Source organism: Brevundimonas sp., from assembly GCF_016463295.1.
Taxonomy (GTDB): domain Bacteria; phylum Pseudomonadota; class Alphaproteobacteria; order Caulobacterales; family Caulobacteraceae; genus Brevundimonas.
In genome coordinates, this window is sequence record NZ_JAEMRO010000002.1 from 39,235 (window position 1) to 65,038 (window position 25,804).

General features: G+C 66.4%; 27 protein-coding genes. 21 read left to right on the plus strand and 6 right to left on the minus strand.

What is annotated here, in order from left to right; translation table 11 throughout:
• Window positions 1–79 precede the first annotated feature (79 nt).
• The 12 genes from JHC81_RS01280 to gspM all read left to right on the plus strand — a co-directional run bounded on the left by JHC81_RS01280 (window position 80) and on the right by gspM (window position 13,171).
• The gene (locus tag JHC81_RS01280; protein ID WP_292169671.1) at window positions 80–2,755 is read left to right on the plus strand and encodes a TonB-dependent receptor; all 2,676 of its coding nucleotides are present in this window, start codon (window positions 80–82) and stop codon (window positions 2,753–2,755) included.
• A 190-nt stretch (window positions 2,756–2,945) separates the two neighbouring features.
• Entirely contained in the window at window positions 2,946–3,830 is an 885-nt protein-coding gene (locus JHC81_RS01285) for a type II secretion system protein N (RefSeq protein ID WP_292169672.1), read from the plus strand.
• Window positions 3,830–5,926, plus strand: a complete 2,097-nt coding sequence (gene gspD / locus JHC81_RS01290; protein WP_292169674.1) for a type II secretion system secretin GspD — start codon at window positions 3,830–3,832, stop codon at window positions 5,924–5,926. Before JHC81_RS01285 ends, gspD begins: the two co-directional genes overlap by 1 nt.
• A 15-nt stretch (window positions 5,927–5,941) precedes the next feature.
• On the plus strand, window positions 5,942–7,459 hold the full coding sequence (gspE, locus tag JHC81_RS01295; RefSeq protein WP_292169677.1) for a type II secretion system ATPase GspE: 1,518 nt from the start codon (window positions 5,942–5,944) through the stop codon (window positions 7,457–7,459).
• Window positions 7,459–8,673, plus strand: a complete 1,215-nt coding sequence (gspF, locus tag JHC81_RS01300; RefSeq protein ID WP_292169679.1) for a type II secretion system inner membrane protein GspF — start codon at window positions 7,459–7,461, stop codon at window positions 8,671–8,673. The genes gspE and gspF overlap by 1 nt, the downstream gene beginning before the upstream one ends.
• A 12-nt stretch (window positions 8,674–8,685) precedes the next feature.
• Window positions 8,686–9,129: a type II secretion system major pseudopilin GspG gene (gspG, locus tag JHC81_RS01305; protein WP_292169681.1), complete on the plus strand. Its 444-nt coding sequence runs from the start codon at window positions 8,686–8,688 to the stop codon at window positions 9,127–9,129.
• A gap of 46 nt (window positions 9,130–9,175) precedes the next feature.
• A complete protein-coding gene (locus tag JHC81_RS01310; RefSeq protein ID WP_292169683.1) occupies window positions 9,176–9,667 on the plus strand; it encodes a GspH/FimT family pseudopilin in 492 nt (163 codons plus the stop codon).
• Complete coding sequence (gene gspI / locus JHC81_RS01315; RefSeq protein ID WP_292169685.1) at window positions 9,660–10,022, plus strand: type II secretion system minor pseudopilin GspI; 363 nt, start codon at window positions 9,660–9,662, stop codon at window positions 10,020–10,022. The genes JHC81_RS01310 and gspI overlap by 8 nt, the downstream gene beginning before the upstream one ends.
• On the plus strand, window positions 10,019–10,606 hold the full coding sequence (gspJ, locus tag JHC81_RS01320) for a type II secretion system minor pseudopilin GspJ (protein WP_292169686.1): 588 nt from the start codon (window positions 10,019–10,021) through the stop codon (window positions 10,604–10,606). Before gspI ends, gspJ begins: the two co-directional genes overlap by 4 nt.
• Window positions 10,607–10,638: 32 nt before the next feature.
• Entirely contained in the window at window positions 10,639–11,595 is a 957-nt protein-coding gene (gene gspK / locus JHC81_RS01325) for a type II secretion system minor pseudopilin GspK (RefSeq protein ID WP_292169688.1), read from the plus strand.
• On the plus strand, window positions 11,592–12,698 hold the full coding sequence (gene gspL, locus JHC81_RS01330; RefSeq protein ID WP_292169690.1) for a type II secretion system protein GspL: 1,107 nt from the start codon (window positions 11,592–11,594) through the stop codon (window positions 12,696–12,698). The genes gspK and gspL overlap by 4 nt, the downstream gene beginning before the upstream one ends.
• Window positions 12,695–13,171, plus strand: coding sequence for a type II secretion system protein GspM (gspM, locus tag JHC81_RS01335; protein ID WP_292169692.1), 477 nt, complete (start codon window positions 12,695–12,697; stop codon window positions 13,169–13,171). Before gspL ends, gspM begins: the two co-directional genes overlap by 4 nt.
• On the opposite strand, the gene JHC81_RS01340 is transcribed toward gspM, so the two are convergent.
• Genes JHC81_RS01340 through JHC81_RS01350 form a run of 3 tightly spaced genes read right to left on the minus strand, consistent with a single transcriptional unit; the run spans window position 13,165 to window position 15,834 of the window.
• A complete protein-coding gene (locus tag JHC81_RS01340) occupies window positions 13,165–13,686 on the minus strand; it encodes a lipocalin family protein (RefSeq protein WP_292169693.1) in 522 nt (173 codons plus the stop codon). The two genes, gspM and JHC81_RS01340, sit on opposite strands and share 7 nt — an antisense overlap.
• Window positions 13,679–14,482 (minus strand): DUF1365 family protein, encoded by an 804-nt coding sequence (locus JHC81_RS01345; RefSeq protein ID WP_292169694.1) that lies wholly within the window; start codon window positions 14,480–14,482, stop codon window positions 13,679–13,681. Before JHC81_RS01345 ends, JHC81_RS01340 begins: the two co-directional genes overlap by 8 nt.
• Window positions 14,479–15,834 carry an FAD-dependent oxidoreductase gene (locus tag JHC81_RS01350; protein ID WP_292169696.1) on the minus strand — a complete coding sequence of 452 codons (1,356 nt, stop codon included), beginning with the start codon at window positions 15,832–15,834 and terminating at the stop codon, window positions 14,479–14,481. The genes JHC81_RS01345 and JHC81_RS01350 overlap by 4 nt, the downstream gene beginning before the upstream one ends.
• A 141-nt stretch (window positions 15,835–15,975) precedes the next feature.
• On the opposite strand from JHC81_RS01350, the gene JHC81_RS01355 reads away from it, so the two are divergent.
• From JHC81_RS01355 to JHC81_RS01380, 6 genes are all read left to right on the plus strand, one after another.
• The gene (locus JHC81_RS01355) at window positions 15,976–16,782 is read left to right on the plus strand and encodes a DUF1295 domain-containing protein (RefSeq protein WP_292169697.1); all 807 of its coding nucleotides are present in this window, start codon (window positions 15,976–15,978) and stop codon (window positions 16,780–16,782) included.
• A gap of 1 nt (window position 16,783) precedes the next feature.
• The gene (locus JHC81_RS01360) at window positions 16,784–17,806 is read left to right on the plus strand and encodes a cyclopropane-fatty-acyl-phospholipid synthase family protein (RefSeq protein ID WP_292169698.1); all 1,023 of its coding nucleotides are present in this window, start codon (window positions 16,784–16,786) and stop codon (window positions 17,804–17,806) included.
• A gap of 2 nt (window positions 17,807–17,808) precedes the next feature.
• Window positions 17,809–18,213, plus strand: coding sequence for a DUF2177 family protein (locus tag JHC81_RS01365; protein WP_292169700.1), 405 nt, complete (start codon window positions 17,809–17,811; stop codon window positions 18,211–18,213).
• Between the two features lie 59 nt (window positions 18,214–18,272).
• Complete coding sequence (locus JHC81_RS01370; RefSeq protein ID WP_292169702.1) at window positions 18,273–18,827, plus strand: sigma-70 family RNA polymerase sigma factor; 555 nt, start codon at window positions 18,273–18,275, stop codon at window positions 18,825–18,827.
• Window positions 18,824–19,543: an anti-sigma factor gene (locus tag JHC81_RS01375; RefSeq protein ID WP_292169703.1), complete on the plus strand. Its 720-nt coding sequence runs from the start codon at window positions 18,824–18,826 to the stop codon at window positions 19,541–19,543. The genes JHC81_RS01370 and JHC81_RS01375 overlap by 4 nt, the downstream gene beginning before the upstream one ends.
• Window positions 19,544–19,779: 236 nt before the next feature.
• Window positions 19,780–20,907: a cyclopropane-fatty-acyl-phospholipid synthase family protein gene (locus tag JHC81_RS01380; RefSeq protein WP_292169705.1), complete on the plus strand. Its 1,128-nt coding sequence runs from the start codon at window positions 19,780–19,782 to the stop codon at window positions 20,905–20,907.
• Between the two features lie 29 nt (window positions 20,908–20,936).
• Here JHC81_RS01380 and JHC81_RS01385 read toward each other — a convergent pair whose 3' ends face one another.
• From JHC81_RS01385 to JHC81_RS01395, 3 genes are read right to left on the minus strand one after another with little or no spacing between them, the layout of a single operon-like run.
• On the minus strand, window positions 20,937–22,100 hold the full coding sequence (locus tag JHC81_RS01385) for a glutathionylspermidine synthase family protein (protein ID WP_292169706.1): 1,164 nt from the start codon (window positions 22,098–22,100) through the stop codon (window positions 20,937–20,939).
• A 4-nt stretch (window positions 22,101–22,104) separates the two neighbouring features.
• Window positions 22,105–22,851, minus strand: a complete 747-nt coding sequence (locus JHC81_RS01390; RefSeq protein ID WP_292169708.1) for a PspA/IM30 family protein — start codon at window positions 22,849–22,851, stop codon at window positions 22,105–22,107.
• Window positions 22,852–22,867: 16 nt separating this feature from the next.
• Window positions 22,868–23,548 carry a YjfI family protein gene (locus JHC81_RS01395; RefSeq protein ID WP_292169710.1) on the minus strand — a complete coding sequence of 227 codons (681 nt, stop codon included), beginning with the start codon at window positions 23,546–23,548 and terminating at the stop codon, window positions 22,868–22,870.
• A gap of 98 nt (window positions 23,549–23,646) precedes the next feature.
• Between JHC81_RS01395 and JHC81_RS01400 the strand changes: the two genes are divergently transcribed.
• The 3 genes from JHC81_RS01400 to JHC81_RS01410 are packed head-to-tail and all read left to right on the plus strand — an operon-like array spanning window position 23,647 to window position 25,802.
• Complete coding sequence (locus tag JHC81_RS01400; RefSeq protein WP_292169712.1) at window positions 23,647–24,690, plus strand: potassium channel family protein; 1,044 nt, start codon at window positions 23,647–23,649, stop codon at window positions 24,688–24,690.
• Between the two features lie 9 nt (window positions 24,691–24,699).
• On the plus strand, window positions 24,700–25,362 hold the full coding sequence (locus tag JHC81_RS01405; RefSeq protein ID WP_292169714.1) for a YjfK family protein: 663 nt from the start codon (window positions 24,700–24,702) through the stop codon (window positions 25,360–25,362).
• A gap of 26 nt (window positions 25,363–25,388) precedes the next feature.
• Window positions 25,389–25,802 (plus strand): DUF350 domain-containing protein, encoded by a 414-nt coding sequence (locus JHC81_RS01410; protein ID WP_292169715.1) that lies wholly within the window; start codon window positions 25,389–25,391, stop codon window positions 25,800–25,802.
• Window positions 25,803–25,804 lie beyond the last annotated feature (2 nt).

A 25,804-nucleotide genomic window follows, 5' to 3' on the forward strand; every position in this document is an offset into this window, starting at 1 on the left:
TGACGGATGCGCGGAGGCGGCCCGACCGGGTCGCCTCCGGCTTTCGCGTATTCCGTTGAACTTCTCCAAGGCGCAGATCATGAAGACCCTTTCCTTGACCCTGAGCGGGGTCCTCCTGGCCACCAGCGCGCTGATCGCGCCCGGCCTGGCCCATGCCCAGACACCGGCTCCGGTCACGCCCCCTGCCGCGACCGCCCAGACGCCCGCTGTCCAGGCCGAGCCTGAGCCCGAGCAGGAGCCGGAAGCCGAGCTGGACGAGATCGTCGTCCTGGGCCGCTATATTCCCGAGCCGAACCGGGAGAGCGCCGAAGTGGCCGCCTTCCTGACCGCCGAGGACCTGCAGCGCACGGGCGATTCCAGCGCGGCCCAGGCCCTGACGCGCGTCACCGGCCTGACGGTGGTGGAAGGGCGCTTCATCTATGTGCGTGGCCTGGGCGAGCGTTATTCGTCGGCGCTGCTGAACGGTTCGCCCCTGCCCAGTCCGGAGCCGCTGCAACGCGTCGTCCCGCTGGATCTGTTTCCGTCCAGCATTCTGGAGAGTGTGACGGTCCAGAAGACCTATTCCGCCGACTTCCCCGGTGAGTTCGGCGGCGGCGTCATCGACCTGCGCACCGTCGATGCTCCAAACGAGCCCTTCTTCACCATGTCGACGTCGATCGGGGCCAACTCCGAGACGACGAACAAAGAAGGCCTGATCTACTACGGGTCGCGCACGGATTTCACCGGCTTTGATGATGACACGCGCGAAGTCCCCGGTCTGATCAACGCGGCCTTCCAGTCGGGTCGCCAGATCAACCGCGCCAACTTCACGACCGCCGAACTGCAACGCATGGGCCAGTCGCTGGTCAATGCACCGCTGCGGCTCTTGCAGCGCGACAATACCCCGGTCGATTTCGGCTTCGATTTGGCCGGTGGCCTGTCCAGCGAAAGCAGCCTGGGCACCTTCGGCCTGATCGCGGTCGCCGGCTATGACAACAGCTGGAGCGGCCGTCGTGGTCGCCAGCAGGAAGGCCAGTTTTCGGGCGACATCCTGGTGCCCGTGACGGACAAGGCGTTCGAGTCCAACCAGAACGACATTCAGCTGAACTTCCTCGGGGCCCTGTCGCTCTCGAACGAAAACCACGAGGTGAAGTGGACGAATTTCTACGTCCGCAACACGACCAAGGAAGCCCGCTCCAGCGTCGGCCCTGACCTCAGCGTGGGCGGCGGCGTCCTGCGCGACGACTACACGGAATGGTTCGTGCGCCAGCTGTTTTCCAGCCAGCTGGCCGGCGAGCATCAGTTCATGGATGGCACTCTGGAACTCGACTGGCGTGCGGCCTATGCTCGGACATCGCGCGACGCCCCCTATGAGTCCCGCTTTCAGTATGGCGTGAACGCCGACGGCGACTTCATCCATAACCCTTCGAACCAGATTTCCTTCAGCGAGCTGGACGAGGATGTCATCTCCGGCGGGGCCGACGTCAGCTATACCCTGCCGCTGTCGGACCTGCGCGAGATCGTCTTCAAGGCCGGTGTCGCCTACACCGACAGCAGCCGCGATGCGACGCGCTATGACCTGCAACTGGCCGCCGTCAGCGCGCTGACGGACGAGCAGCGGGAATCGCGCATCGACTTCCTGTACTCGGACTTCAACATCAATCCGACGACGATCGAACTGCGTCAGATCGCCGGCACCAACGGCGCCGGGGCCTATGAGGCCGAACTGACCGTCGCGGCGGCCTATGTCCAGGTCGATGCCGAGATCATTCCGCTCGTTCGCACGACGGCGGGTGTTCGCTTCGAGGACGGTGAGCTGACGGTGACGCCGCGCGATCTGTTCGGTGGCGCGGCACCCTTCGCCCCGACCAGCATCGAAGAGCAGTATTTCCTGCCGTCGTTCACCGCGACCTGGAACTTCGCCGAAGATCAGCAACTGCGGATCGGCGCATCCCAGACGATCGGTCGTCCCCAGTTCCGCGAACTGGCCCCGCAGTCCTACATCGACCCGGAGAGCGACCGCGAGTTCACCGGCAACCCTTTCCTGGTCGATACGGAAATCCTGAACCTGGACGCCCGCTACGAATGGTTCTTCGCGCGCCAGCAGTTCCTGACCGCTGGTGTCTTCTACAAGCAACTGGACAAGCCGGTTGAATCCGTCGTCGTCCTGACGGGGGACCAGCGCCAGCAGTCGTTCCTGAACGCACCGGAAGCGACGATCTTCGGGGCCGAAGTCGAGGCCAAGAAGTTCTTCGAATTCCCCGACAACGCCATGCCCTTCATCGCCAACAAGCGCTGGCTGGTGCAGGCCAACTACACCTGGTCCGACTCCGAAGTCAGCGTCGAGCCAGGCGATGTCGTCCGCACGCCGGGCGGTGGCGGGGCCGACGAGGATGCGACCTTCTTTATCCAGGATGGTAGCCGCCTTCAGGGCCAGTCCGAGCATGTGGCCAACCTGCAACTGGGTTGGGAAGACGACACGGCGCGTTCGCAGGCGACCTTCATCGTCAACTATGTCAGCGAGCGCATCACGGCACGTGGTGCGGGCAGCGCGGGCAGCCGCGAGCCCGACTATGTGCAGGATCCGGGCGTCTTCCTGGATTTCGTCTACCGCAAGGACTTCGAGTATGCGGGCCGCGACCTGGGCTTCTCGCTCGAACTGCGCAACCTGCTGAACACCGACTATGACGAGTTCCAGGAGCTTGGAAACAAGATCCTGATCAACAACTACGAGTTGGGCACCAGCGCCTCGGTCAGCCTGACCGCACGCTTCTGATCCACGGGTGACGGGGGCCGGCGACGCGCCGGTCCCCGTTTTGGTTCAAGACGGTTTGGCGTCATTTCGTCCGGACTGCCCCTAACCGTCACGGCAAGTTCTCGCGGGCGTCACATGGCGGTGAAGCCCGCATACGGACGATCGGTCTAGGTATCGCGCCGGGCCGCTTCAGGCCCCTGTCGGGCAAGTCATGGTCATCGCCGCCTTTCGCAACTGGAACCGTCAGCTCCGGCCGACCGGTGATGCGCCGGGCGTCGGGCGGGCGCGTCTGCGGCGCGGGATCGAGGTCGCACTGGCCATCGTCCTGCTGGTCCAGATTGCGCGACTGGTCTGGCTGTTTCTGGCTCCGTCCCCCATCATCAGCGCCAATGCCGCACCGGCGACGGTCGCAGCGCCGGATTACTCCATCTTTCAGCGGTTCGACGCCTTCTTCCGCACCGGTGCCCCGGGGGCCCTGACCGAGGCGACGGCTCAGGGCAGCAGCCAGATGCGCCTGTACGGCGTCCGCGCCGACGGCACCGGCGGCGGCTCGGCCATCATCGGCCTGGCCGACGGACGTCAAGTCTCGGTGGGTGTGGGCGACGAGATCGAGCCGGGCCTGATTCTGCGCTCCGTCGCCAACGATCACGTGGTGATGGCGCGTGGCGAGTCGCTCAGCCGCCTGATGTTCACAGAGCTGCCGATGGGGGCTGCTGCGCCACCCCCGCCGCCGTCCGAGCCGCAAGTCGTTACGCCCCAGGGCGCGGCCCCGGCCGAAGCCGGTCAGGCGGCAGCGGCCACACCGGCCGGTCCCAGCGTCGATCCGGCGCGGCTGATGGCCCAGGCAGGCTTGCGTCCGCGCATGCAGGGGCTCGGCATCAACGGCTTTACCGTCAGCGGTACCGGCGACGGCTCGGCCCTTGCGGCGGCGGGGCTTCGCTCGGGCGACGTCATCCTGGCCGTCAACGGGCAGGCGCTGGACAGTCCGGCCCGTATTGCCGGCCTGCGTGGCCAGCTTTCCAACAGCACCAGCGCCGAGATCCGCTTCGAGCGGAATGGCGTGGAGCAGACCACTACTATAAGGACAGGCCGCTGATGCGATCCCGCCCCCTGCTGACGGCCGCCGTGGCCGCGCTTCTGGCCGTTCAGGCTCCGCTGGCGACTATGCCTACCTATGCCCAGGCGGCAGGCGGCCAGACCCTGAACGTCCAGGGGGCCGACATCCGCGCCTTCATCCAGGACATCTCCCGCTCGACGGGCCGCACCTTCATCGTCGATCCGGGCGTGACAGGCACGGTCACCGTGTCCAGCGACCGGAATCTGAGCCGGGCCCAGCTGTTTGAGGTCTTCCTGTCGACCCTGCGCGCCAACGGCCTCGTGGTGACGCCGACGTCGTCGGGTGCCTATCGCATCAGCCCGGCCCAAGGCGCGGCACAGGGGCCGTCGACCGTCGGCAATGAGCGGTTTTCGACCGAGGTCTTCGCGCTTCGCAACATCGACGCCGCCTCGGCCGCCGAGACGATCCGGCCTCTGGTCGGGGCGCAGGGTCAGGTGCTGGCCAACCCCGGGGCCAACAGCATCGTGGTCGCCGATTTCGCCGACAATCTGGCCCGTGTCCGTGCCCTGATCGCGCGCATCGATGTGGACCGGACCGGGTTCGAGGTCGTGACGCTGGAGAACTCCTCGGCGCGCGAGATCGCGGCGGTACTGCAGTCGGTACTGGCTCCGCCCGGCGGGCAGCCGGGGTCGGGCATGGTGTCGGTGACGCCCGTCGAAAGTTCCAATTCTATCGTGTTGCGGGGCGATCCGTCGGCCATCGCGCGGGTGCGGCCCCTCGTGGACGATCTGGACCGCCGCGCCCTGTCGGCGGACGACGTCAAGGTGGTGTTCCTGGAGCACGCCAATGCCGAGCAACTGCTGCCGGTGCTGCAACAGATCGTCGGCCAGCAGGTGACGGCGGCCAGCGCCAATGCGACGCCGCGCGAGCCGGGCACGTCGCGCGCCGGAGCGACGACCGACGACGTGACGCCAGCTTCGACTTCTGCACCCGCCGCGCCGCTGCCGGGCCAGCGCGCCACGATCGCGCGCTTCCCCGGAGCCAATGCCCTGGTCATCTCCGGCTCAGCCGACACCCAGCGCATGCTGTCCGAAGTCATCCGCCAACTGGACCAGCGCCGCCAGCAGGTGCTGATCGAGGCCATCGTGGTCGAACTGTCGGACACCGCGGTCAAGGAGCTGGGTGTCCAGTGGCTACTGGCCGGAGAGGACGGCGCGCCCATCGGCCTGACGAACTATTCCAACAGCGCGACGCCTCTGCTGCCCATCGCGGGCGGTGCGGCGGCGACCGATCTCGACGAGGATGATCCCCTGCGTCGCCAGCTGCAGAATCTCGCGGTCAACAGCCTGCTGGGAGCCAATGGCTTCATTGGTGGGGCCGGGGGGCGGATCGGCGACGGCCTGTTCGGCTTCATCATCAATGCGGCCAAGACCGACAGCGGCTCCAACCTGTTGCAGACGCCGTCGCTGATGACGCTGGACAATGAGGAGGCGACGATCCTGGTCGGCCAGGAAGTGCCGATCACGACGGGCGAGACACTGCTGGACGGCAACTCCAACCCGTTCCGCACGACCCAGCGCCAGGACATCGGCGTCAAGCTGATCGTGCGGCCCCAGATCAATGCCGGGGGCTCTATCACCCTGTTCCTGCGTCAGGAGGTGTCCAGCATCAACGGCGTGCTGACCGATGGGGCGAACGATCTGGTGCTGAACAAGCGGGAACTGGAAACGACCCTGGTCGTGGACGACGGCGACATCGCCGTAGCGGGTGGCCTGCTGGACCAGAACGACCGTCTGGCCGTGGATGCGATACCGGGTCTGGGACAGTTGCCCGTCATCGGGGGTCTGTTCCGCTCGACCACCCGCCAGCGGGGCCGGACCAATCTGATGGTCTTCATTCGCCCAACCATCATCCGCAGTGCTGCCGACGCCCAGACCCTAGCCGCCGACCGTTGGGGCTATATGCGTCAGCAGCAGCTGACGGCCGTGCCTGACCGCGAGCCCAGCCTGGACGAGATGCTACGTGACTATATGCGGGCCCAGCCGCCGGTCGCGCCCTCCACGATGATCATCGCGCCGGATGCGGTTACGGCCGAACCCCTGCCGCCCGTCGACAACCCTGTCGCACCACAGTGATACGGTAACGGCGTCATGATCACCCTGGTCAATCCGACACTGCCCTATGGCTTCGCCAAGCGGCATGGCGTCATCCTGCTGGACGCGGGCGAGGTGGCGGTGGTCGGCCTTCGTGAGGGTGCGGACCCCCAGGCCCTGATCGAGACGCGGCGCGCGCTGGGGCGACCGTTGCATGTCGAACGCCTGAGCCAGGCGGAGTTCGACCGGCGTCTGTCACAGGTCTATGCGGGCGATCACCTGACCGCGACGGACGGTGACGACCTGTCCATGCCCTCGGGTCTGGACAGTCTGATCGACGACATGCCCGCCGCCGCCGACCTGCTGGATACGGCCGACGACGCGCCGGTCATCCGGCTGATTAACGGCATCATCGCCGAGGCGGTGCGAGCTGGGGCGTCGGACATCCATCTGGAGCCGTTCGAGAGCACGCTGACCGTTCGCATGCGGGTCGATGGGGTGCTGCGAGAGGCGTTGTCGCTCAATCCGCGGATCACGCCCTTGCTGGTGTCGCGTATCAAGGTCATGGCGCGGCTGGATATCGCCGAGAAGCGGGTGCCGCAGGACGGGCGCATCCCCTTGGCTTTGGGCGGCAAGACGCTGGACGTGCGTGTCTCAACCCTGCCGTCTCGGGCGGGCGAGCGGGTGGTGCTGCGTATCCTCGACAAGGATCAGGCCGACCTGAGCCTTGAACAACTGGGTATGGCCCCTGACGCGCTGGAGGCCTTCAGGACGTCACTCAAGGAACCGAACGGGATCATCCTCGTCACCGGACCAACAGGCTCGGGCAAGACCACCAGCCTGTATGCGGGTCTCAGTCTGCTGAACGATGCGACGCGCAACATCCTGACGGTCGAGGATCCGGTCGAATACGCCATCGACGGGGTCGGCCAGACCCAGGTCAATACCAAGGTCGGCATGACCTTCGCAGCGGGGTTGCGGGCCATCCTGCGTCAGGACCCGGATGTGGTCATGGTCGGGGAAATCCGCGACGTGGAGACGGCGCGCATCGCCGTTCAGGCCTCGCTGACCGGGCATCTGGTGCTGTCGACGGTGCACACCAACGATGCGGCGGGGGCGATCACCCGGTTGCGCGACATGGGCGTCGAGCCCTTCCTGCTGGCCTCGACCCTGCGACTGATCGTGGCGCAGCGGCTGGTGCGCAGGCTGTGCGGCGAGTGCCGCCGGGCCGAGCCTGCGGATGCGGCAACGGCACGGCTGGTCGGGGTCAAGGCCGGTCAGACGGTGTGGCGGCCCCAGGGCTGCGTCCACTGCAACCAGACCGGCTATGTCGGTCGGGTCGGTCTGTACGAACTGATCAAGGTCGACGATCGCGTCCGCCGCCTGATTGCCGCCGAGGCCGAGGAGGAGGCGATCAATGCCGTGGCCTTTGACGCCTCGGGCACTCTGACCCGGCGGGCGCGTGCGCTGGTGCTGGACGGCACAACCTCGGTCGAGGAAGCGGTGCGGGTCACGCGTCAGGAGACGGCCGAGGCGCACGATGTCGTCGAACCGGTACGGGAGGCCGTCGGCTGATGGCGGCGTTCGACTATGTGGCCGTGGACGCGGCCGGCCGCACGGTAAGCGGAGCGCTGACCGCAGCGGACGAAGGGGCGGCGCGTCAGGCGCTGGACCGGCGTCGGCTGATGGCGCTGGAGATCACCCCGACACGCCGGACGGTTCACAAGGCGGACGGCAAGGCCAAAGCCTGGGGCCGTCTGAACGCCAAGACCCTGGCCCTGACCACGCGGCAGCTGGCGACGCTCGTCTCCGTCGCGCCGATCGAGGAGGCGGTGCGGACCATCGCACTCCAGGCCGATCGACCCGCCGTGCGGGCGGTGCTGGAAGGGGTGCATGCAGGGGTGCTGGAGGGGCATCGGTTGTCCGAGGCCATGGGCCGGCAGGGCAAGGCCTTTCCACCGCTGTATCGCGCCATGGTGTCTGCGGGCGAGAGCTCGGGGGCGCTGGAGCCCATTCTGGAGCGGCTGGCCGACGGGCTGGAACGGGACCAGACGGTGCGCGGCAAGGTGATCACGGCTCTGGTCTATCCTGCAGTTCTGGCGGTCGTGGCCCTCGGCGTTATCGGGGCGCTGATGACCTTCGTGGTGCCCAAGGTGGTCGATCAGTTCGACAGCATGAACCAGACCCTGCCGCTGCTGACCCGGCTGGTGATCGGCCTGTCCGAGGCGATGCATACCTGGGGCTGGCTGGCCATCCTGCTGATGGTCCTGACGGGCATCGGTGCGGCTGTGGCCCTGCGCAATCCGGCGACGCGGCTGAAGGCGGACACTGTGGTCCTGAAACTGCCGATCGTCGGTCGGCTGAGCCGCGATCTGCACGGGGCGACGATGGCGCGGACGCTGTCGACCATGATCGCCTCGGGCCTGCCGGTGCTGGAGGGGCTGACAATCACGGCGCGGACGGTGTCGAACCGCCGTCTGCGTCTGGCCACCGAGACCATGGCCGATGCCGTGCGCGAGGGCGGGGGGCTGAGTGCCGCCATGCGCCGCGCAGACGTCTTCCCGCCGATCCTCGTTTACATGACCGCTTCGGGCGAGAGCAGTGGGCGGCTGGAGCCCATGCTGGACCGCGCCGCCGACTATCTGGATCGCGAGTTCGCCACCTTCACCGCCGTGATGCTGAGCCTGCTGGAGCCGGCGATCATCGTGGTCATGGGCGGGGTGGTGGCGCTGATCGTTCTGTCGATCCTGCTGCCGATTCTACAGATCAATACCCTGGCGATGGGGTGAGGAGTGAGTGAGATGATCGAGTCAAAAGCTGCCCGCAAGCGTCGGAAGCGCCAGGGATTCACATTGGTGGAGCTGATGGTGGTGATCGTGATCATCGGCCTGCTGGCGACCGTCGTGGCGATCAATGTCCTGCCCAGCCAGGACCGTGCCATGGTCGGCAAGGCCAAGGCGGACATCTCCGTTCTGGAGCAGGCGATCGAGACCTATCGGCTGGACAACCTGACCTTTCCCGACGACCTGAATGCTCTCACAACCGCGCCTGCCGACCTGGCCCAGTCGGAGCGGTATCGCCAGGGCGGCTATATCCGGCGCCTGCCCGAGGACCCTTGGGGTAACCCCTACCAGTATCGCCGCCAAAGCGCGCATGGCGGCCAGTTCGACGTCTACTCCCTGGGCGCGGACGGCAAGGAGGGGGGCGAGGGCAATGATGCAGACCTCGGGAACTGGCAGACGTGAAGGGGGCGCTAGCGCACGCGACGCGGTCGCTCGCTGCTTGAGCGCGATGGCCGGGGTCTGCGCTCAAGCAGCGAGGCTCCGTGAGCCGAGCGATAGCGCTCTGTCAAAGCGGCAAGGCTTTACCCTGGTCGAACTGCTGATGGTCGTCGCCATACTGGGGTTGGCGGCGGGGGCTGTGGTGCTGTCCGTGCCAGACCCGCGACCGCCCGTAGGGGCTGAAGCCGAGCGGTTCGCCGCACGACTGGTGCGGGCGCGCGAGGAGGCGGTGCTGACCAATCGCTCCATTGCGGTGGAGGCGACGGCGCGCGGCTACGGCTTCAGCCAGTTCGACGGCGTTCAGTGGACGGCCCTCACTGACGGCCCCTTCGGCAAGGAGGTCTGGCAGACGGAAACGTCGGCAGGCCTGCCCAGCGCCACCCTGCGCGTTGTCTTCGATCCCACCGGTGCGAGCGAACCTGCGACTGTTACCCTGTCGCGTGACGGCCAGTCCAGCACAGTGTCCGTCGATGGCGCGGGCGAGGTGTCGGTCGATGACTAGCGCATCGCGCCAGGGATTCACCCTGATCGAACTGCTGGTCGCTCTGGCGGTATTCAGCCTCGCGGCCATGGCCCTGCTGAACCTTGCGGGAGAGAACACGCGGTCGCAGGCGCGGGTCGAGGATCGCACACTGGGTGGAATCGTGGCCGAGAATTTGGCGGTCCAGGCGGCCATCGCACCCAGCTTGGGGGAGGGCGAGACTTCTGGTCAAACCACCTTGGGTGGCCGTTCATGGCGATGGTCCCAAACCGTCTTTGCGACGGACGATCCGGAGATCCAGCGCGTTCTGATCCGCGTCTCGACCGAGGAAGGCCAGGCCGCCGACCGCACCCTGTTCAGGGCGAGGGCGGGATGAAGCGCTCAGGATTCACCTTGGTTGAAGTGCTCATCTCCCTGCTGATCTTCGCCCTGATCGCGGCGGCGGGAGCGGCGGTGTTAAGCCTGTCGATCGACAACAAGTTCGCCATCAAGGCGGCGGCCGACCGCACAGCGGACCTTCAACGGACGCGAGCCCTGCTCAGGGCCGATCTGGGTCAGGCGACGGCGCGGCGCACGCGCGGGCCGACCGGGCGCCCGCAGCAGCAGCCGATCACCGGGGCCGTTCAGGCGGGCGATGCCGCCCTGACCCTGACCCGCGCCGGCTTGAGCAATCCGGGCGATCAGGCACGGCCATCGCTGCAGCGGGTCGAATACCGCCTGGTCGAAGATCGGCTGGAGCGGCGGGTGTCCGGCTATCTGGACGGGGCGCGGCCCGGCCCCCCGCAAGTCTTGTACGAAGGCGTCAGCGGCCTGAGCGTCACCTTTCTCAAGGACGGCACCGAGGCCCCGGCCTTCAACAGCCGTCTCGACAGCCCGATGCCCGATGCAGTGCGGGTGGTGATGACGCTGCAAGGCTATGGGCCAGTGGATCAGCTGTTCCTGGTTGGGGGCGGGCGATGAGGCCGCACAGGGACAGGAGGCGGCGCGAGGGTATGGCCCTGCTGACGGTGCTGCTGCTGGTCGCTGTCATGTCGGTGATCGCAGTGGCGGTGCTGGATGACGTGCGCTTCTCGGTGCGCCGCGCGACCAATGCGGAAACCCAGACCCAGGCCCAGTGGTACGCCGACGGGGCTGAAGCTTTGGCTCGTCGCCAGGTCGCCCGCCTGCTGACGCTCAGCCCGACGCGCACGCCTCTGGAGCCGGAGTGGAACGGGCGGGTGCTGTCGTTCCCGATCGAGGAAGGCACGATCACGGCCGTCGTCCGTGACGGCCAGGCCTGTTTCAATTTGAACAGCGTTGTCGAGGGGTTTGGCGAGGATCTGATCGCGCGACCGCAGGGGATGACGCAGTTCGTGGCGCTGGGTCGGGCGCTGGGCCTGGGTGAGAGCCGTATGCGCCCTGTAGCCGAGGCCTTGGCCGACTGGCTGGACGCGGATACGACCGCCCTGCCGCTGGGAGCCGAGGACGGAGCCTATGCGGGGCGAGCGGAACCCTATCGAACGGGCGGTGTCTTCTTGGCCGAGGTCAGCGAGCTGAGGGCCATCAAGGGGATGGATGCGGACCTGTATCGCCGCCTGCGCCCGCATGTCTGTGCCCTCCCGGTCAGCCGCCTGTCGCCGATCAATGTGAACACCCTGGGGCCGGAAGATGCCCCGCTGCTGGTCATGCTGACCGACGGCAAGCTGGGGCTGGAGGCGGCGCGGGGCGTGATCGCCCGACGACCGGCCGAGGGTTGGGCCGACAGCACCGCTTTCTGGAGCCAACCCGCCCTGACCGGTCTGGTCGTGCCGCAGGAGGCCCGCGAGCAGGTGACCGTCCTGACCCGCTTCTTCGACCTCAGGATCGACGTTGACTATGGCGGCACCCGCGCCGTCCGTACCGCCCTGTTGCATGCGCCGCCCGAGGGCGGAGCCCGAACCGTGATCCAGCGCTGGACCCTTGAAGAATGAGCCGAACCCGACTGATCCTTATCCCGGCCCTGGCGACCGAGCCGGCCCCCTATCTGATCCTCGATGCGGGCGGCAGCGTGTTGCAGCGCGGGCGACTGGCGCTGGATGCGGGCGAGACGCCGCCGCCCATGCGCACCGTGGCCATTGCGCCGGGCGGGGACGTGTCGGTGCGCTGGCTGGACCTGCCGGTCGGTGGTGTGGCCCAGGTCAGGGCGGCGGCCCTGTGGACCTTGCGCGATGACCTGGCGGCGACGCCGGATCGGGTCACGGTGTCGCTGGGGCGGGCGGTGCCCGCGGGCGAGCCGCGTATGGTGGTGGTGGCCAGCCGGGCCTTGGTCGAGGCCTGGGTCGACTATCTGGATGCGCTGGGCATCAAGGCGGATGTAATCCTGCCCGACATGCTGACGCTGGAGGCTCCATTGGCGGAGGACGGTCTGGCCGCCGTCACCTTCGGCACGGGGCTGGCGCTTCGGGGGCATCGGTTCGCGGCGACGATCCAGCCCGACCTGCTCGATCTGATTGCCGGGGATCGTATGGTGCATCCGGTCACGGAAGAGGCCGAGGTCGAACGGCTGATGATCGCGGCGGCCCTGTCGCCGGAAGTCAATCTGCTGGACGCGGTCGGGCGGGAGAAGACCTCAGATCGGCGAGGCTGGCGACTGGCTGCGGGCCTGGCGGCCGCGGTCCTGGTGTCGCCGCTGATTCTGGCCGCAGCGCAGGCGGCGCGCGACACGGGGGCAGCCCGTCAGGCGGAGGCAGAGACCGTGGAGTTGATCGCCCAGGTCTCGCCCGAGGCCGCCGGCGCACCCGACCCGGTCGCGGCTTTCCGTCAGGGCGCGGCGACGGCACCGCCCCCCGGAGGCATCACGTCAGCCGCCGCCGTGCTGTTCGCCGCCGTCGAGCAGGTCGAGGGGGCGGAACTGGATATCTTCGTCTCGGACCCGGAAGGGGGCGTGCGCGCCACGGTCAGCTATCCGACCTATCAAGACCTTGATGCCCTCAAGAGCGCTGTCGCGACGGCGGGTCTGCGGCTGAACGACACCAGCACCCTGGACGACGCCGGTCGCGTCGTCAGCGACGTGACTATCGGAGCCGCGACATGAACGGGGTGATCGACAGGGCCCGCGCCTGGTTCGACGGGCGCACGGTGCGTGAGCAGCGGATGCTGGGCGCGATGGTGCTGGTCATCGCCCTGTGTGCCGTCTGGCTGCTGATCGTTCAGCCCTTGTGGGCCTGGAGAGCTGAGGCGGCCGATCGGCGAGTGCAGGCCGAAACCGACCTGGCCTTTGTCCAGCGGCAGGTCGGGGCGCTGCCGAAGCCGGCTGCGACGACCGACGGCCCGGCCATCGAGCCTCTAGCGGTGCAGGCCGCCCAGACGGCGGGCCTGACAATCGTGACGGGCATGGACGCCACCGGCACCTTCGGCTTCACCGCCGCCAATGTGTCGAGCGCGGCCCTGTTTGGCTGGCTGGCCGAGCTGAAGACGCGGCACGGCATCGACGCGGTCAGGCTGGACATCGTCGAGAACGCCGATGCGACCCTGACGGCCGAGGGGGCACTGGCCCGCGTTCAGTGATCGACCACCTGCATGGTCGACGTGCGCAGGCCGAGCTGACGCGCGCGGGCCCGTAAGGTGTCCAGGCGTGCGGCGCTGATGTTGGGATCGCGGGTCAGGATGGAGACGAACTGGCCGTCGGCGGTGCTTGCGATCATCCAGTCGTAGCTGTCGCCGCGGTCGATGACCCAGTACTGGCGTTTGATGATTCCGCCGAAGAAGCTGGCCTCGAACTTGGCGTTGGTGCGGGGGTCGGTGATACGGGCGCGCGAGCGCGTGGTGCTCAGCCGTCCGCCGGGCCGGTCGCGGTGGCAGTACAGGGCGATGTCGAAGGTGCCGTCGGACCGCCTCGCCCAGGTCTGGTTGGCCCCGTGGCAGTTGCGTTGGGCATCGTTCGGCGTGCGAACGATCTCGTACCACCGGCCCATGAAGCGGTCGATGTCGATGGACTGGCGCGGCTGAGGGGCCTGGGCGCTGGCGGTCGAGGCGACGGCGGTCAGGAACAGGGCAGCGAGTACGGACAAGGCTTTACGCATGGGAGGCTCCTTCGCGGGACGGCGTGACCATGGTGCCGATGGTGACAGGTTGGGCGGGCAGGGGTGGCTTGCCACGGAAGCGGAAACCCTTGGCGACGATCTTGACCGCCTCCCAGTGAATGCCCGCCATGACCTTGAGCGTCAGCAGGGGATGAGTGATCCAGGCATGGAAAAGTGCCCCGTCCGTCAGTTCGCGTCGCTGACCCGCGAAGGCGGCGGTCAGGACCGGGCCTTTGTCGTCGCGGACCTGGATCGTGATCCTGACGTCCTCGCCGGGCGGGGCGACATCGAAGACATAGGTCAGATCCATGTCCATGAAGGGTGAAACGTAGAACCGCTTGGGCGCAGTCTGCTGCACGGAGTCCGGGCCGTCTTCGGGCGTCGCGATCAGATAGCTGTGGCGCTGTCCGAAGGTGTTGCGGACTTCGTAGAGGATGGCCGTCAGTCGCCCTTCGGCGTCGTGACAGAAATAGACGCTGAGCGGGTTAAAGCCGTAGCCCAGCACGCGCGGCATGCAAAGCAGGCGGATCGGCCCGCCGCTCTCGATGCCCGCGTCAGTCAGCCGGCCTGAGACGTAGGTTTTCAGATCGTCATGCGCCTTGTCGCCATGGTCGCGGGCGCGGAAGGACATCAGGCCGAAGCGGCCCGGACGCAGTAGCTGAAGCCTGCTGAACAGGCCGGGAAGCTCGTCCAGATCCAGCAGAAGCATGAAGACGCGGTAGCGGAGCGCATGCATCTTCGGCTTGAACCGGCGGTGCGTCACCGGGCCGACATAGAGGGCGGACGCTCCGGTCATGCCACCTGTCGGACGGGATCGGTCGCGCGCGAAATGTGGATGCGCCCGCTTTCGTCCTCGACGGTCCAAGGGCGGCGGACGCCCCCCAATTGCTCGGCCACGGCCAGACCCGACTGCAGGCCGTCTTCATGGAAGCCCGCGCCGAAATAGGCCCCGCAGAACCAGACCCCGCTTTGGCCCTGCAGCGACCACAGTTCCGACTGAGCCTTCAAAGCCCCTGCATCGAAGTGGGGGTGCTCGTAGTGGTCGGTGGCATAGGTGAGCTCAGCCGCGGGCGGCGTATGCGGGTTCAGGGTCACGAAGAGGTCGGGGGCGTTCTTCAGGCTCTGCAGATGGTTCATCCAGTAGCTGACACCGCCGGAGCCGGGCTCGGCGCGATGACCCATGTGATTCCAGCTGGCCCAGGCCCGCTTGCGCTTGGGCATCAGGCGGCGGTCACCGTGCAGCACGGCGGTATTGGGCGTGTAGCGGAAGGCCCCCAGGACGCGCCGTTCGTCGGCGGTGGTGTCGGCCAGCAGGCTCAGCGTCGTCGGGGCGTGGGTGGCGAAGACGACCTGATCGAAAATCTGGTGTGAGCCGTCGCGGTGGTCGATGCGGACCTGACCGTCGGTGCGGTTCACGGCGGCGATGTGGGCGTTCAGATGCACAGTGCCGGCGAAGTCGGCAGCGATAGCCTCTACGTAGGACCGGCTTCCGCCGTCGACGGTGCGCCAGGTCCGGCGCCCGACGAACTTCATCAGGTCGTGGTTCTGGAAGAATCGGATGAAGGCGGCGGCGGGGTGATCGCCGATCCCCTCGACCGAGGCCGACCAGATAGCGGCGGCCATGGGCAGAAGATGATCTTCCTGAAGCGCCACGCCATAGCGATGACTACGCAGATACTCGGACAGCGAAATCACGGGATCCAGGGTCGCCAGATGTCCCGGCGCCGTGCGGTAGAACCGGTTCAGATCGGCCAGCATGGACCAGAAGCGCGGCCTCAGCAGCGCTTCGGGCTGAGCGAAGATGGAGGCCAAGCTGCGGCTGCCATATTCCAGATCGCCATCGTCTAGCGAGACCGCCAGCGACATGTCCGCGTGTTTGGTCGGCACCTTCAGGTGGGCGAACAGGGCCGTCAGATTGGGATAGTTGACCTCATTGTAGACGATGAAGCCGGTGTCCACGGCCACGCCGTTGCAGTCCACCGTATTGGCGTGGCCACCTAAGCGCCCCGCCGCCTCAAACAGCGTGACGTCGTGGGTTTTGCCTAACAGCCAGGCACAGGACAGGCCTGAAATGCCCGCACCGATCACGGCCACGCGCAGTCGTTTTGTCGTGGGTTGAGGCGGTGAGGGCGGCAGGCTTTCGAACATCAAGCGGTCTCCGGCGGGTGGCCTGCGCAGATGCGCGAGGCGTGTTCGATATACGGTGCTGCAATCCAGCGGGATGCGATGCATCCTTGCCCGACTTTGCGCGTAACTGTGACGCTCAACTTTCTCAAGGACCAGACTGTCTTGCTGATCGCCCTCGCACTGGCCTTTGCCTTCATGGCCCTGACGATGACGCTGGCCTGGTGGACGGTGCTGAAGACTCGCAACGGGGGATGGACCGACGTCTTCTGGACCTTCGGTACGGGCATCGCCGGTGTGCTGGTCAGTCTGACGCCGTGGGCGGGCATGCCCGGGCCGCGCCAGTGGCTGGTCGCGGCGCTGGTCGCTGTCTGGTCGATCCGGCTGGGCAGCTACATCGCCGGACGCGTGGGGGGAGGGCATGCCGATCCGCGCTACGTCGCCCTGACCGAGGAGTGGGGCCCAAACTTCTCTCGCAATCTCTATGGCCTGGCCATTGTGCAGGCTCCGGCGACGACCCTGCTGTGTGTTTCGATCGCGGCCGCAGCGCTGAGGCCTAGCGACGCCTTGATGCTGACGGACTATCTGGGAGCGCTGATCCTGCTGATCGGCATTGGCGGCGAAGCGCTTTCGGACGAGCAGATGCGCCGCTTCCGCGCCGATCCGTCGAACAAGGGCAAGGTCATGGATCGCGGTCTTTGGGGGCTGTCGCGCCATCCGAACTATCTGTTCGAGTGGGTCATCTGGCTGGCCTATCCGGTCATCGCGATCGACCTGAGTGGCCAATGGCCCGCGGGCTGGGCCGCGCTGGTCGCGCCGGTCGTGATGTATGTAATCCTTCGCTACATGACCGGCGTGCCGCCGCTGGAGAAGGTCATGCTGAAGTCGCGCGGCGATGCCTACCGCGACTATCAATCCCGCGTCGGGGCCCTGCTGCCTCGCCTGAACGTGTTTTCCAAGGACCGCGCCTGACATGAGTCTGCTTGATCACCTGAACAGCTTGCAGGACGCGCCTGCGCCGGACTTCATCACCCGCCCGGCCATTGCGGCCTTCGTCGCCAATGCCCGCAAGCAGATGGCGACGGTTCAGCCCGGTGCCGAAAAGGCCTTCGCCGAGGAGATGGCTCAACGCCCGGTGGCGGAGTACACAGAGGCGGCCAATGCCCAGCACTACGAACTGCCTGCCCGTTTCTTCGAACTGGCCCTGGGGCCGAACCGAAAATACTCCAGCGCCTTCTACGATCATCCATCCTCGACCCTGGCCGAGGCGGAGGTCAGCGCCCTGCGCCAGACCTGCGAGCATGCGGACTTGCAGGACGGCCAGCACATTCTGGAACTGGGCTGCGGCTGGGGATCGTTGTCGCTGTGGATGGCGCGCCATTATCCCGCTTCGACCATCACGGCGGTTTCAAACTCGCGCAGTCAGAAAGCGGCCATCGATGCCGAGGCCGCGCGGCTGGGCCTGACCAATCTGACGGTCGTCACCGCAGACATGAATGTGTTCCAGACGGCGAAGCGCTTCGACCGCATCGTCTCGGTGGAGATGTTCGAGCACATGGCCAACTGGCGTGAACTGCTGGGCCGGGTGCGGACGTGGCTGAAGCCGGAGGGTCGGGTTTTCATCCATGTGTTCAGCCATGTGACGACGCCCTATCGCTTCGAGGTGTCCGACAAGGCCGACTTCATCGCCCAGCATTTCTTCACCGGCGGCATCATGCCCAGCCACGGCCTGATGCGGCAGTATCCGGACCTGTTCGAGGTCGAGCAGGACTGGCGCTGGAGCGGCACCCACTATCAGCGCACGGCCAATCACTGGCTGGAAAACTTCGATCGCAACGAACCGGAGATTCGCGGCTTGATGAAGGACGTCTATGGGACCGACTATGCCCTGTGGATGCGGCGCTGGCGGCGTTTCTTCATGGCCACGGCCGGTCTGTTCGGCGACAGTGACGGCCAGGTCTGGGGCGTCAGCCATTATCGATTGAAGGGGGTCTGAGCATGTTGAAATATCTCGCAGCCTATGGCGGTTCGGCCGTCGCGTTCCTGGTGCTGGACATCATCTGGCTGACCCTGATGGGGAACCGGCTGTACAAGCCCGTGCTGGGGCCGATCATGGCCCCCAAGGTCAATATGGTCGCGGCTGTGGCCTTCTATCTGATCTATATTTTCGGGATTACAGCCCTGGCGACGGCCCCGGCCCTGAAGGAGGCTTCGCTTCAGAAGGCGTTGATCAACGGGGCTTTGCTGGGCTTCGTGGCCTATGCGACCTATGATCTGACCAACCAGGCGACGCTGAAGACCTGGAGCACGACGATCACCCTGGCCGATCTGGCCTGGGGCACCTTTGTGACCACGGCGGCGGCGGCGGCCGGCTATTTTGCCTCGCGGGCCGTCTCAAGCTGACTTGCCCGCCGCGCGGGGCCGTGTAAGCCATAAGGCCAAGCCACGGACGAATGCCACGCATGGATGCTGATCAGAACCGACAGGCGCTCGTCGCCAATCTTCAGCGCGTGGCGTCGGGCGACCGCGCCGCGCTGAAGGCGGTCTACGACGCGACCTCGGCGAAACTATTCGGCGTATGCCTGCGTATCTTGGGCAACCGAAGCGAGGCCGAGGACGTGCTGCAGGAAGTCTATATCACCGTCTGGAGCAAGGCGGACCGGTTCGACGCCGAGCGGGCCAGCCCGATCACCTGGCTGGCCGCCCTGGCCCGCAACCGCGCCATCGATCGCCAGCGTCAGCTCGGTCGGCGCAGCTTCAAGCCGATCGACGAGGCCCACGAGGTGCCGGACGAAGCCGAATCCAGTCTGGCTTCGCTGGTGCGCGGCGAGGATGTGCGTCAGCTTCAGGGCTGCATGTCCGAACTGGACGCCACCCACCAGGCGGCCCTGCGCAGCGCCTTCTTCGAGGGGCTGACCTATCAGGACGTAGCCGAGCGTCACAATGTGCCGACCGGCACGATGAAGAGCTGGATCCGGCGCTCTTTGCTCAAGCTTAAGGCCTGTCTCGCCCGATGACCGATCATGATCTGACCCCCGACGAGCAGCTGGCGGCGGAATATGTCGTCGGCGTCCTGACGTCCGAAGAACGGGCACAGGCTGAACGCCGTATCGCCGCCGAGCCGGCTTTCGCAGCCGAGGTCGCCGATTGGCAGGAGCGGCTGATGCCCCTGCTGGCCGAGATCGAGCCGGAGACGCCGCCGCGTGTCGTGTGGATGCGCGTCGCCGCTCAACTGGGCGTGTCGACGACCAGACCTGCGGGGGTCTGGAACAGTGTCGCCGTCTGGCGCGGCGTTGCGGCGGTCGCCAGCCTGGCCGCCGCGGTGGCCGTCGCCGCCCTGGTGCTCACGCCGCCTCGCGTGGTGACCGTGCCCGGTCAGGTGCCCGGCGCTGCGCCGGTTCTGACCTCCATCGCCCTCCTGAAAGAAGAGGCTGGGCCGACATCCTTCGTCGTTACGCTCGACAAGGCGCATGACCGGCTGATCGTCGCGACCGTAGCGGGCCAGGCCCAGGCTGATCGGTCCTTTGAGCTGTGGGTCCTGCCCGAAGGACAGGCTCCGGTTTCGCTCGGCGTGCTGAACGGGCGTGAGGCGCTGGTGCTGGACACGGCGAAGCTGCTGGGTCCGGACGGCGAGACGGCTAGCCTGGCGATCACGCTGGAGCCTTTGGGCGGATCGCCTTCGGGCGACCCGACCGGCCCGGTCGTGGCCAGCGGGGCCCTGACCCCGGTTTAGGGTGTGCCTCGCATCTGATCGGCAGTGTCGACCGTAGCTTTCCCGACACTAGACAGGCAGGTTGCGTCGGGGCCATTCATTCCCACGTCGCTGTTTCGACGGACTTTTCAGACATGGACGGCTCAGCTTCACATCTCGGCAGGATGACCGGCGCGTCACGAAGCGACGTGTCCGCTGCGCCTGCTTTCGCGCGTCCTTTCCTGCGCCGGCTCAGCAGCCTCTGGCGCTTTGGGACGATGGCGGTGACCCTGCCGGACGGCACGCGGATGATGATCGGGGGCGATGACGGAGCGGTGGGGGAGGGGCCTCAGGCGATATGGACCCTGACGCGATGGCGTGCCTTCCTGCGCTTGCTGACGCGCGGCGATATCGGCTTTGCCGAAGGCTATATGGCCGGCGAGTGGGATACACCCGATCTGGCGGCACTGCTGACCGCCTTTGCCCTGAACTACGACGCCCTGGACCAGATCATGTCGGGCGTGCCGATGCTGAGAGGCTTCAATGCCATCGCTCACGCCCTGCAGCGCAACAGCCGGGCCGGGTCGCGGCGGAACATCATGTCCCACTACGATCTGGGCAATGAGTTTTACGCCCAGTGGCTGGACCCCAGCATGACCTATTCGGCGGCTCTGTTCGATCCGCCGACGCTGACACTGCCCGAGGCGCAGACCCGGAAGTACGAGGCTTTGGCGCGGTCGATTGACATCCAGCGCGATCATTCGGTGCTGGAAATCGGCTGCGGCTGGGGCGGCTTTTCGGTGTATGCGGCGGGAACGCTCGGGGCGAAGGTAACAGCCATCACCCTGTCGCCCTCGCAGGCCGAAATCGCGCGCAGGCGGGCGTTCGAGCAAGGTCTTGCCGAGCGGGTCGATGTCCAGCTGGTTGACTATCGCGACGTGCAGGGGCGCTACGACCGCATCGCGTCCATCGAGATGTTCGAGGCGGTCGGCGAAGCCTATTGGCCGACCTATTTCAACCGCGTGCACGATCTCCTCGCTCCCGGTGGCCGAGCAGGATTGCAGATCATCACCATCGACGATGCCCTGTTCGACAGCTATCGCAAGCGACCCGATTTCATCCAGCTGCACGTCTTTCCGGGCGGCATGCTTCCCGGCCAGACGGCCCTGTGGTCGGCGATCGGCAAGAGCGGCTTGACGGGACAGATCACACAGGAGTTCGGTCAGGACTATGCGCGAACCCTGGGCCTGTGGTTACAGGCTTTCGATGCCGGATGGCCGCGCATCCAGACAATGGGTTACGACGACCGCTTCCGGCGGCTCTGGCGCTACTATCTGGCCTATTGCGAAGCGGGCTTCAGCACGGGCCGCACTGATGTCGTGCAGGTGGCGCTTCAGCGAGTGTGAGGCCGTCGCAGCGGTCGGGGTGAGCGCGCTCAGTCCCGGATGAAGTGCGGCAGGAAGCGTGACGTGTTGCGCGTCACCCGTGTGTCGTCTTCGCGCAGGCCGATACCGGCGGCTTCATCGCCGACGACCCAGGAGCCGATGATGACGTGGTTGTCGTCGAACCGGGCGGGCGGGCACAGGGCCTGGCGGATGTGGATGCCGTCGCCATAGCCACCGTCCAGGACGGGATCGGCCACGCCGCGCTCGACCAGTTCGACATTGGCCCCCTCGCGAGAGAACAGCGGCTTGCGGACGTAGGAGCTGCCCAGCCGCGAGTGGGCCGGATCGCTCTCGAAATAGGCTTCCAGCAGATTGGGATGGCCGGGATGCCGCTCCCACAGCAGGGGCAGGATGCCCTTGTTGGAGATCAGGCTCTTCCAGGCCGGTTCCAGCACGGTGACCTCGGCCGTCGGCAGAGGGCGCGCGTAGTCGTCACGCAGCATCTGCTCCCACGGATACAGCTTGAACAGCGCCCCGATCAGCCAGTTCTCGTGATCGACGAACCGGCCGTCGGCATTCAGCCCGATGTCGCCCAGGGCCACGAACTGCGGATCGAGACCGGCCTGTTTGGCCAGGTCCTCCAGAAACAGCACAGTCTGGCGATCCTCGACGAAGTCCGGCTCCGACGAGAAATGCATGAAGCCGCCGTTCGGAAAGATCGTCCGGAAACGCGAGACCAGCTTTTCATGCAGGCTGTTGAACTGGTCGGTTTCGGCGGGCAGCACGCCGGACGCGATCTGGTCCTCCAGCCAAAGCCACTGGAACACCGCCGTCTCATAGACCGAGGTCGGGGTGTCGGCATTGTATTCGTACAGCTTGGCCGGGCCGGTGCCGTCGTAGAAGAAGTCGAACCGGCCATACAGCGACGGCTCGCCACGTTTCCAGCTGTCGGCGACATAGTCCCGCATGGCCTCCGGGATATCCAGATCGGCCATCAGCCGCTCGGACTTGACCACCTCATCGACCAGATCCAGGCACATGGCGTGCAGGGCTTCGGTCGGGGCCTCCAGATCGTCCTCGATCTGCTGCATCGAAAAGGCATAGGCGGCGGTCTCGTCCCAGTACTGCTCGCCCGACACATGGTGCCAGGTGAAGCCCAGGCTGTCGGCGCGGGCCTGCCAGTCCGGGCGCGGGTCGAATTTCAGGCGTTGCAAGAGATCAGGCCTTGTCCCGGTCCACGGTCTCGCCCTGCTGGATCAGCGGGGTCACCACCTGCACTTCCTTGGGCGCGGACAGGCGGGCCAGGACGTCGTCGGCGGACGAATGGCCCGGCAGGATGCCGGCTTCCTTCAGCTTGGCGTCCAAGTCGGCCCCCGTGCGCTTGTCCTCGAGTTCCTGACCGGCCCGCAGCTTCTCCTCGTTGACGGCCTGGCGCTGCTTGATGCGGGCCAGGCTGTCGGCGGCCGAGCCGATCCGGGAATGGGCACCCGCCGATTGCAGGGCCACGGACGTCTGGGCCTTCTGGACCGAGTCATTGACCTTCACGATGTCGATCTCGCGACGCAGGGTCTCGATCTTCTGGTCGGTCTGGGCGATGGCGGTGCGCAGGCGAGTCTCGGCCTCCTTCATGCCGGCGATCATCGGCTCGCGCTCGCCGATCTGCTGCTCGAGCTCGGCGATCCGGACCGCAACCTCGCGGGCCAGATCCTCCTTGCCTTGCGCCAGGGCGGCACGGACGGAGTTTTCGTATTTGGCGATCTGCTCGCCGAAGCTCTTGAGCTCGTTCTCGGCCATGCGGCGGCGCGCGACCAGACCGGCCAGGTCGTCCCGGGCCTTGCCCTGGGCGTTGTCGGCGTCGCGGATTTCCTGATCCAGGATCTTCAGGGCATTGGCGTCGACGACCTGCTGGCCCGCCTCATGGGCGGTGCCGCGGAACAGGGCCGAAAGTTTGGCGAGCATGGACATGGTCTTCTCTCCCGGTTCAGGCCGCGTCGGCGCCGAAGGTTTCGCGCAGTTCGGTGGCGTCGATCGCGTTTTCGGCCAGGGTGCGCAGTTCGATCAATATGGTCTGAAGCGTCGTCTTGCACGACAGTTCGCCCATCAGTTCATAGACGTCCTGGCCATCCACCGTGGTGATGGCGAAGTTGGACAGCGGCACCACGCGTTGGGCCTTCAGCAGGAAGGTGTTGAACCGGTCGGCGTCCTTCTGTTCGGACACAGGCCACAGCAGCACCGAACAGACGATCTGGGCTCCGCCCACCGACAGATAGATGGGCAGGTCGCCGTATTCATTCATCGTGGCCAGCAGGACGGGCTCGGCCCCCTCCAGCACCCGCAGGGTCATTTCGCCCTCGCGGACCAGGTCGGAACTCTCCAGCGCGGTCTTGATGGCCGGTACGGTCCAGGACGTTTCGATCACGGCATCCATGGGATGGTTCACTCCAAAGGGAACGGTGGAAGGGTTGCGACGCGGGCGACGAACGATCTCAGGTCCGCGTGTCGACTCGGTGACGATGGCGTGGACCGCCGCCTTCACGTCCTCTCGCGCGGGTTCCGGCACCCAGAACTCCAGCTTGACCATGCCCGCCTCACGCCGGGCCTTGCGCCAAGCACGTATACGATCATTCGCCGAGGGCAAGGGTTTCGAGGATTGATTACGCATGTTTCATGTAACGCGTAACAGGAACGGTTGACATTGGCCAGCCGTCTGCGATGACTTCACGCATTCCGGGCATGGGGCCCGACCGGGGTCAAGGACGAATGCTGCTGCCACGACTGAAACTGGCGCGCATATTCGACAAGGCCTTCCACGCGATGGCCGATCTGCACTGGACGTTGCTGTTCATGCTGATCGCCTTTCATGCCCTGTCTACATGGGTGCTGTTCGGTCTGGCGGGCGAGCGTGAACTGACGGCCCCGACCACCTTTTTCTACTGGTATGCGACGACGGCCTATACGGTCGGCTATGGCGACCTCAGTCCTCAGTCCGATGCTGGTCGCCTGGTCACCGCCCTGTGGGTATTCCCCGGTGCCATCGCCGCATTCACCACCATCGTTGCCAAGGTTCTGGCCGCCATCGGCGAAGTCTGGCGCGTCCGCCGCTCCGGCAAGGGAGACTATTCGAAAATGACCGCTTCCATCGTCCTGATCGGCTACCACCCCGCCCGCACGCCGAAGATGATCGATGAGCTGTGCGCCGACCTGTCGCCGGATCAGACCCTGGTGCTGCTGACGCGCCAGACGCTGACCGACCTTGATGCCCGCATCCGCTATGTCCAGTCCGAGAGCCTGACCTCAACCGCCGCCCTGACGCGCGCGGGCGTGCCGGGTGCCAGCAGGGTCCTGGTCTTCACCGATGCCGATTCCGACACGCTGTCGGCCACCCTGGCAGCCTGTGCGCTGGCCCCGGCTGAGGCCCACATCGTCTGCTATTTCGAGGATGAGGATCACGCCCGGCTGATCGATCAGCATTGTCCGCAGGTGGAGGTCGTACTGTCTGCCGGACCGGAGATGGTGGCGCGCGCCTGCAAGGACCCCGGTGCCAGTCAGGTCATCAGTGCCCTGACCAGTCATCTGGACGAAGGGGCCACCCTGTTCAGCCTGTCGTGGCCCGACCGCGACGCCCGTCCCTTCGGAGATCTTGCGCGCGCCCTGCTGGATCTCGGCGCAACGCTGCTGGCGATCCAGACGGGACGAGATACGACGCCCACCTTCAATCCCGCCCCCGATCACGCGGTCGGACCCGGCGACCGACTGTTCTATGTCGCGTCAAACAGGGTCGATGCGGCTGCCCTGGCGGGGTAAGAGGGAGTCATGTTCAAGCGACTGTTCGGTTCCGGCGACAAGACCCCGCCTGCGGTCACCCTGGCCGAGGTGCGCAACATCACCGTGGGCCGGACGGTTTCGCTGGACCCCTTGGCGTGGGAGCGGCTGGGCGACGAGACGCATTTCAAACTGGACCGAGATGCGCTGGAGATCACGGCCCAGGGGCGGGTCGTTCTGGACGGCGGCCAGCATGTGCACCGCTTCTATACCGACGACCACGTCATGCTTCAGGCCATGAGCGACAGCCCCGATGGTCAGGGGGCCTATGACTTCACCCTGTTCATTCCCTGGACCTCGGCCTATCCGCCGGGTCAGCGCGAGCGGCGGATGTGGCGCGACCGGCTGTCGGCCCCGGTGTTCGACGGCGCGGCCGAGGACCTGCCAGCCTATCCCCGCTTCTGGTTTTCTGAAAGCGACGCGATCCAGCCGCCGGTGGAGCTATGGGAATCCCTGTTCGACGATCGGGCCGCGACGGACCCCTACAGCCGCATCTTCCAGACCTGCATGCTGTATGCGCGCGACCTGTCCGGCGGGCGCGAGCTGATGATGGCCCTGGAAATGGAACCGCACGATCAGGACGACATCGTCGGCGACGTCACACACGAAATCATGATCGGCATTCCACTGGAAATGGCCGAGTTCCGCGCCTGACCGCGCAAAAACTGACTGGGGGTACCGTGTTCGACTGGTTCACATTTCAGACGGGGGCCACCGCCTTCATCATCGCCTTCGCCGCGGCCGTGGCCTTCTTCGTGGCGTTCAAATTCATCTACCAGCTGGTAACGCCCTATCACGAGAGCAGCCTGATCCGGCAGGGCAACACGGCGGCTGCCGTATCGCTGGGTGGAGCCCTGATCGGCTTCGTCCTGCCGCTGGCCTCGGCGCTGTCCCAGACCGTCAGCCTGATGGAATTCGCGCTCTGGGCCGTATTGGCCGGCGTGATCCAGATCGTGGCCTTCATCGTCGTCAGCCGACTGGTCTATCGCGGTCTGGCCGCGCGGATCGAGGCGGGCGAGATGGCGGCAGGCATTTATCTGGGCTCCATCTCCATCGGCGTGGGCCTGCTCAACGCCGCCTGCATGACGGCGTGAGG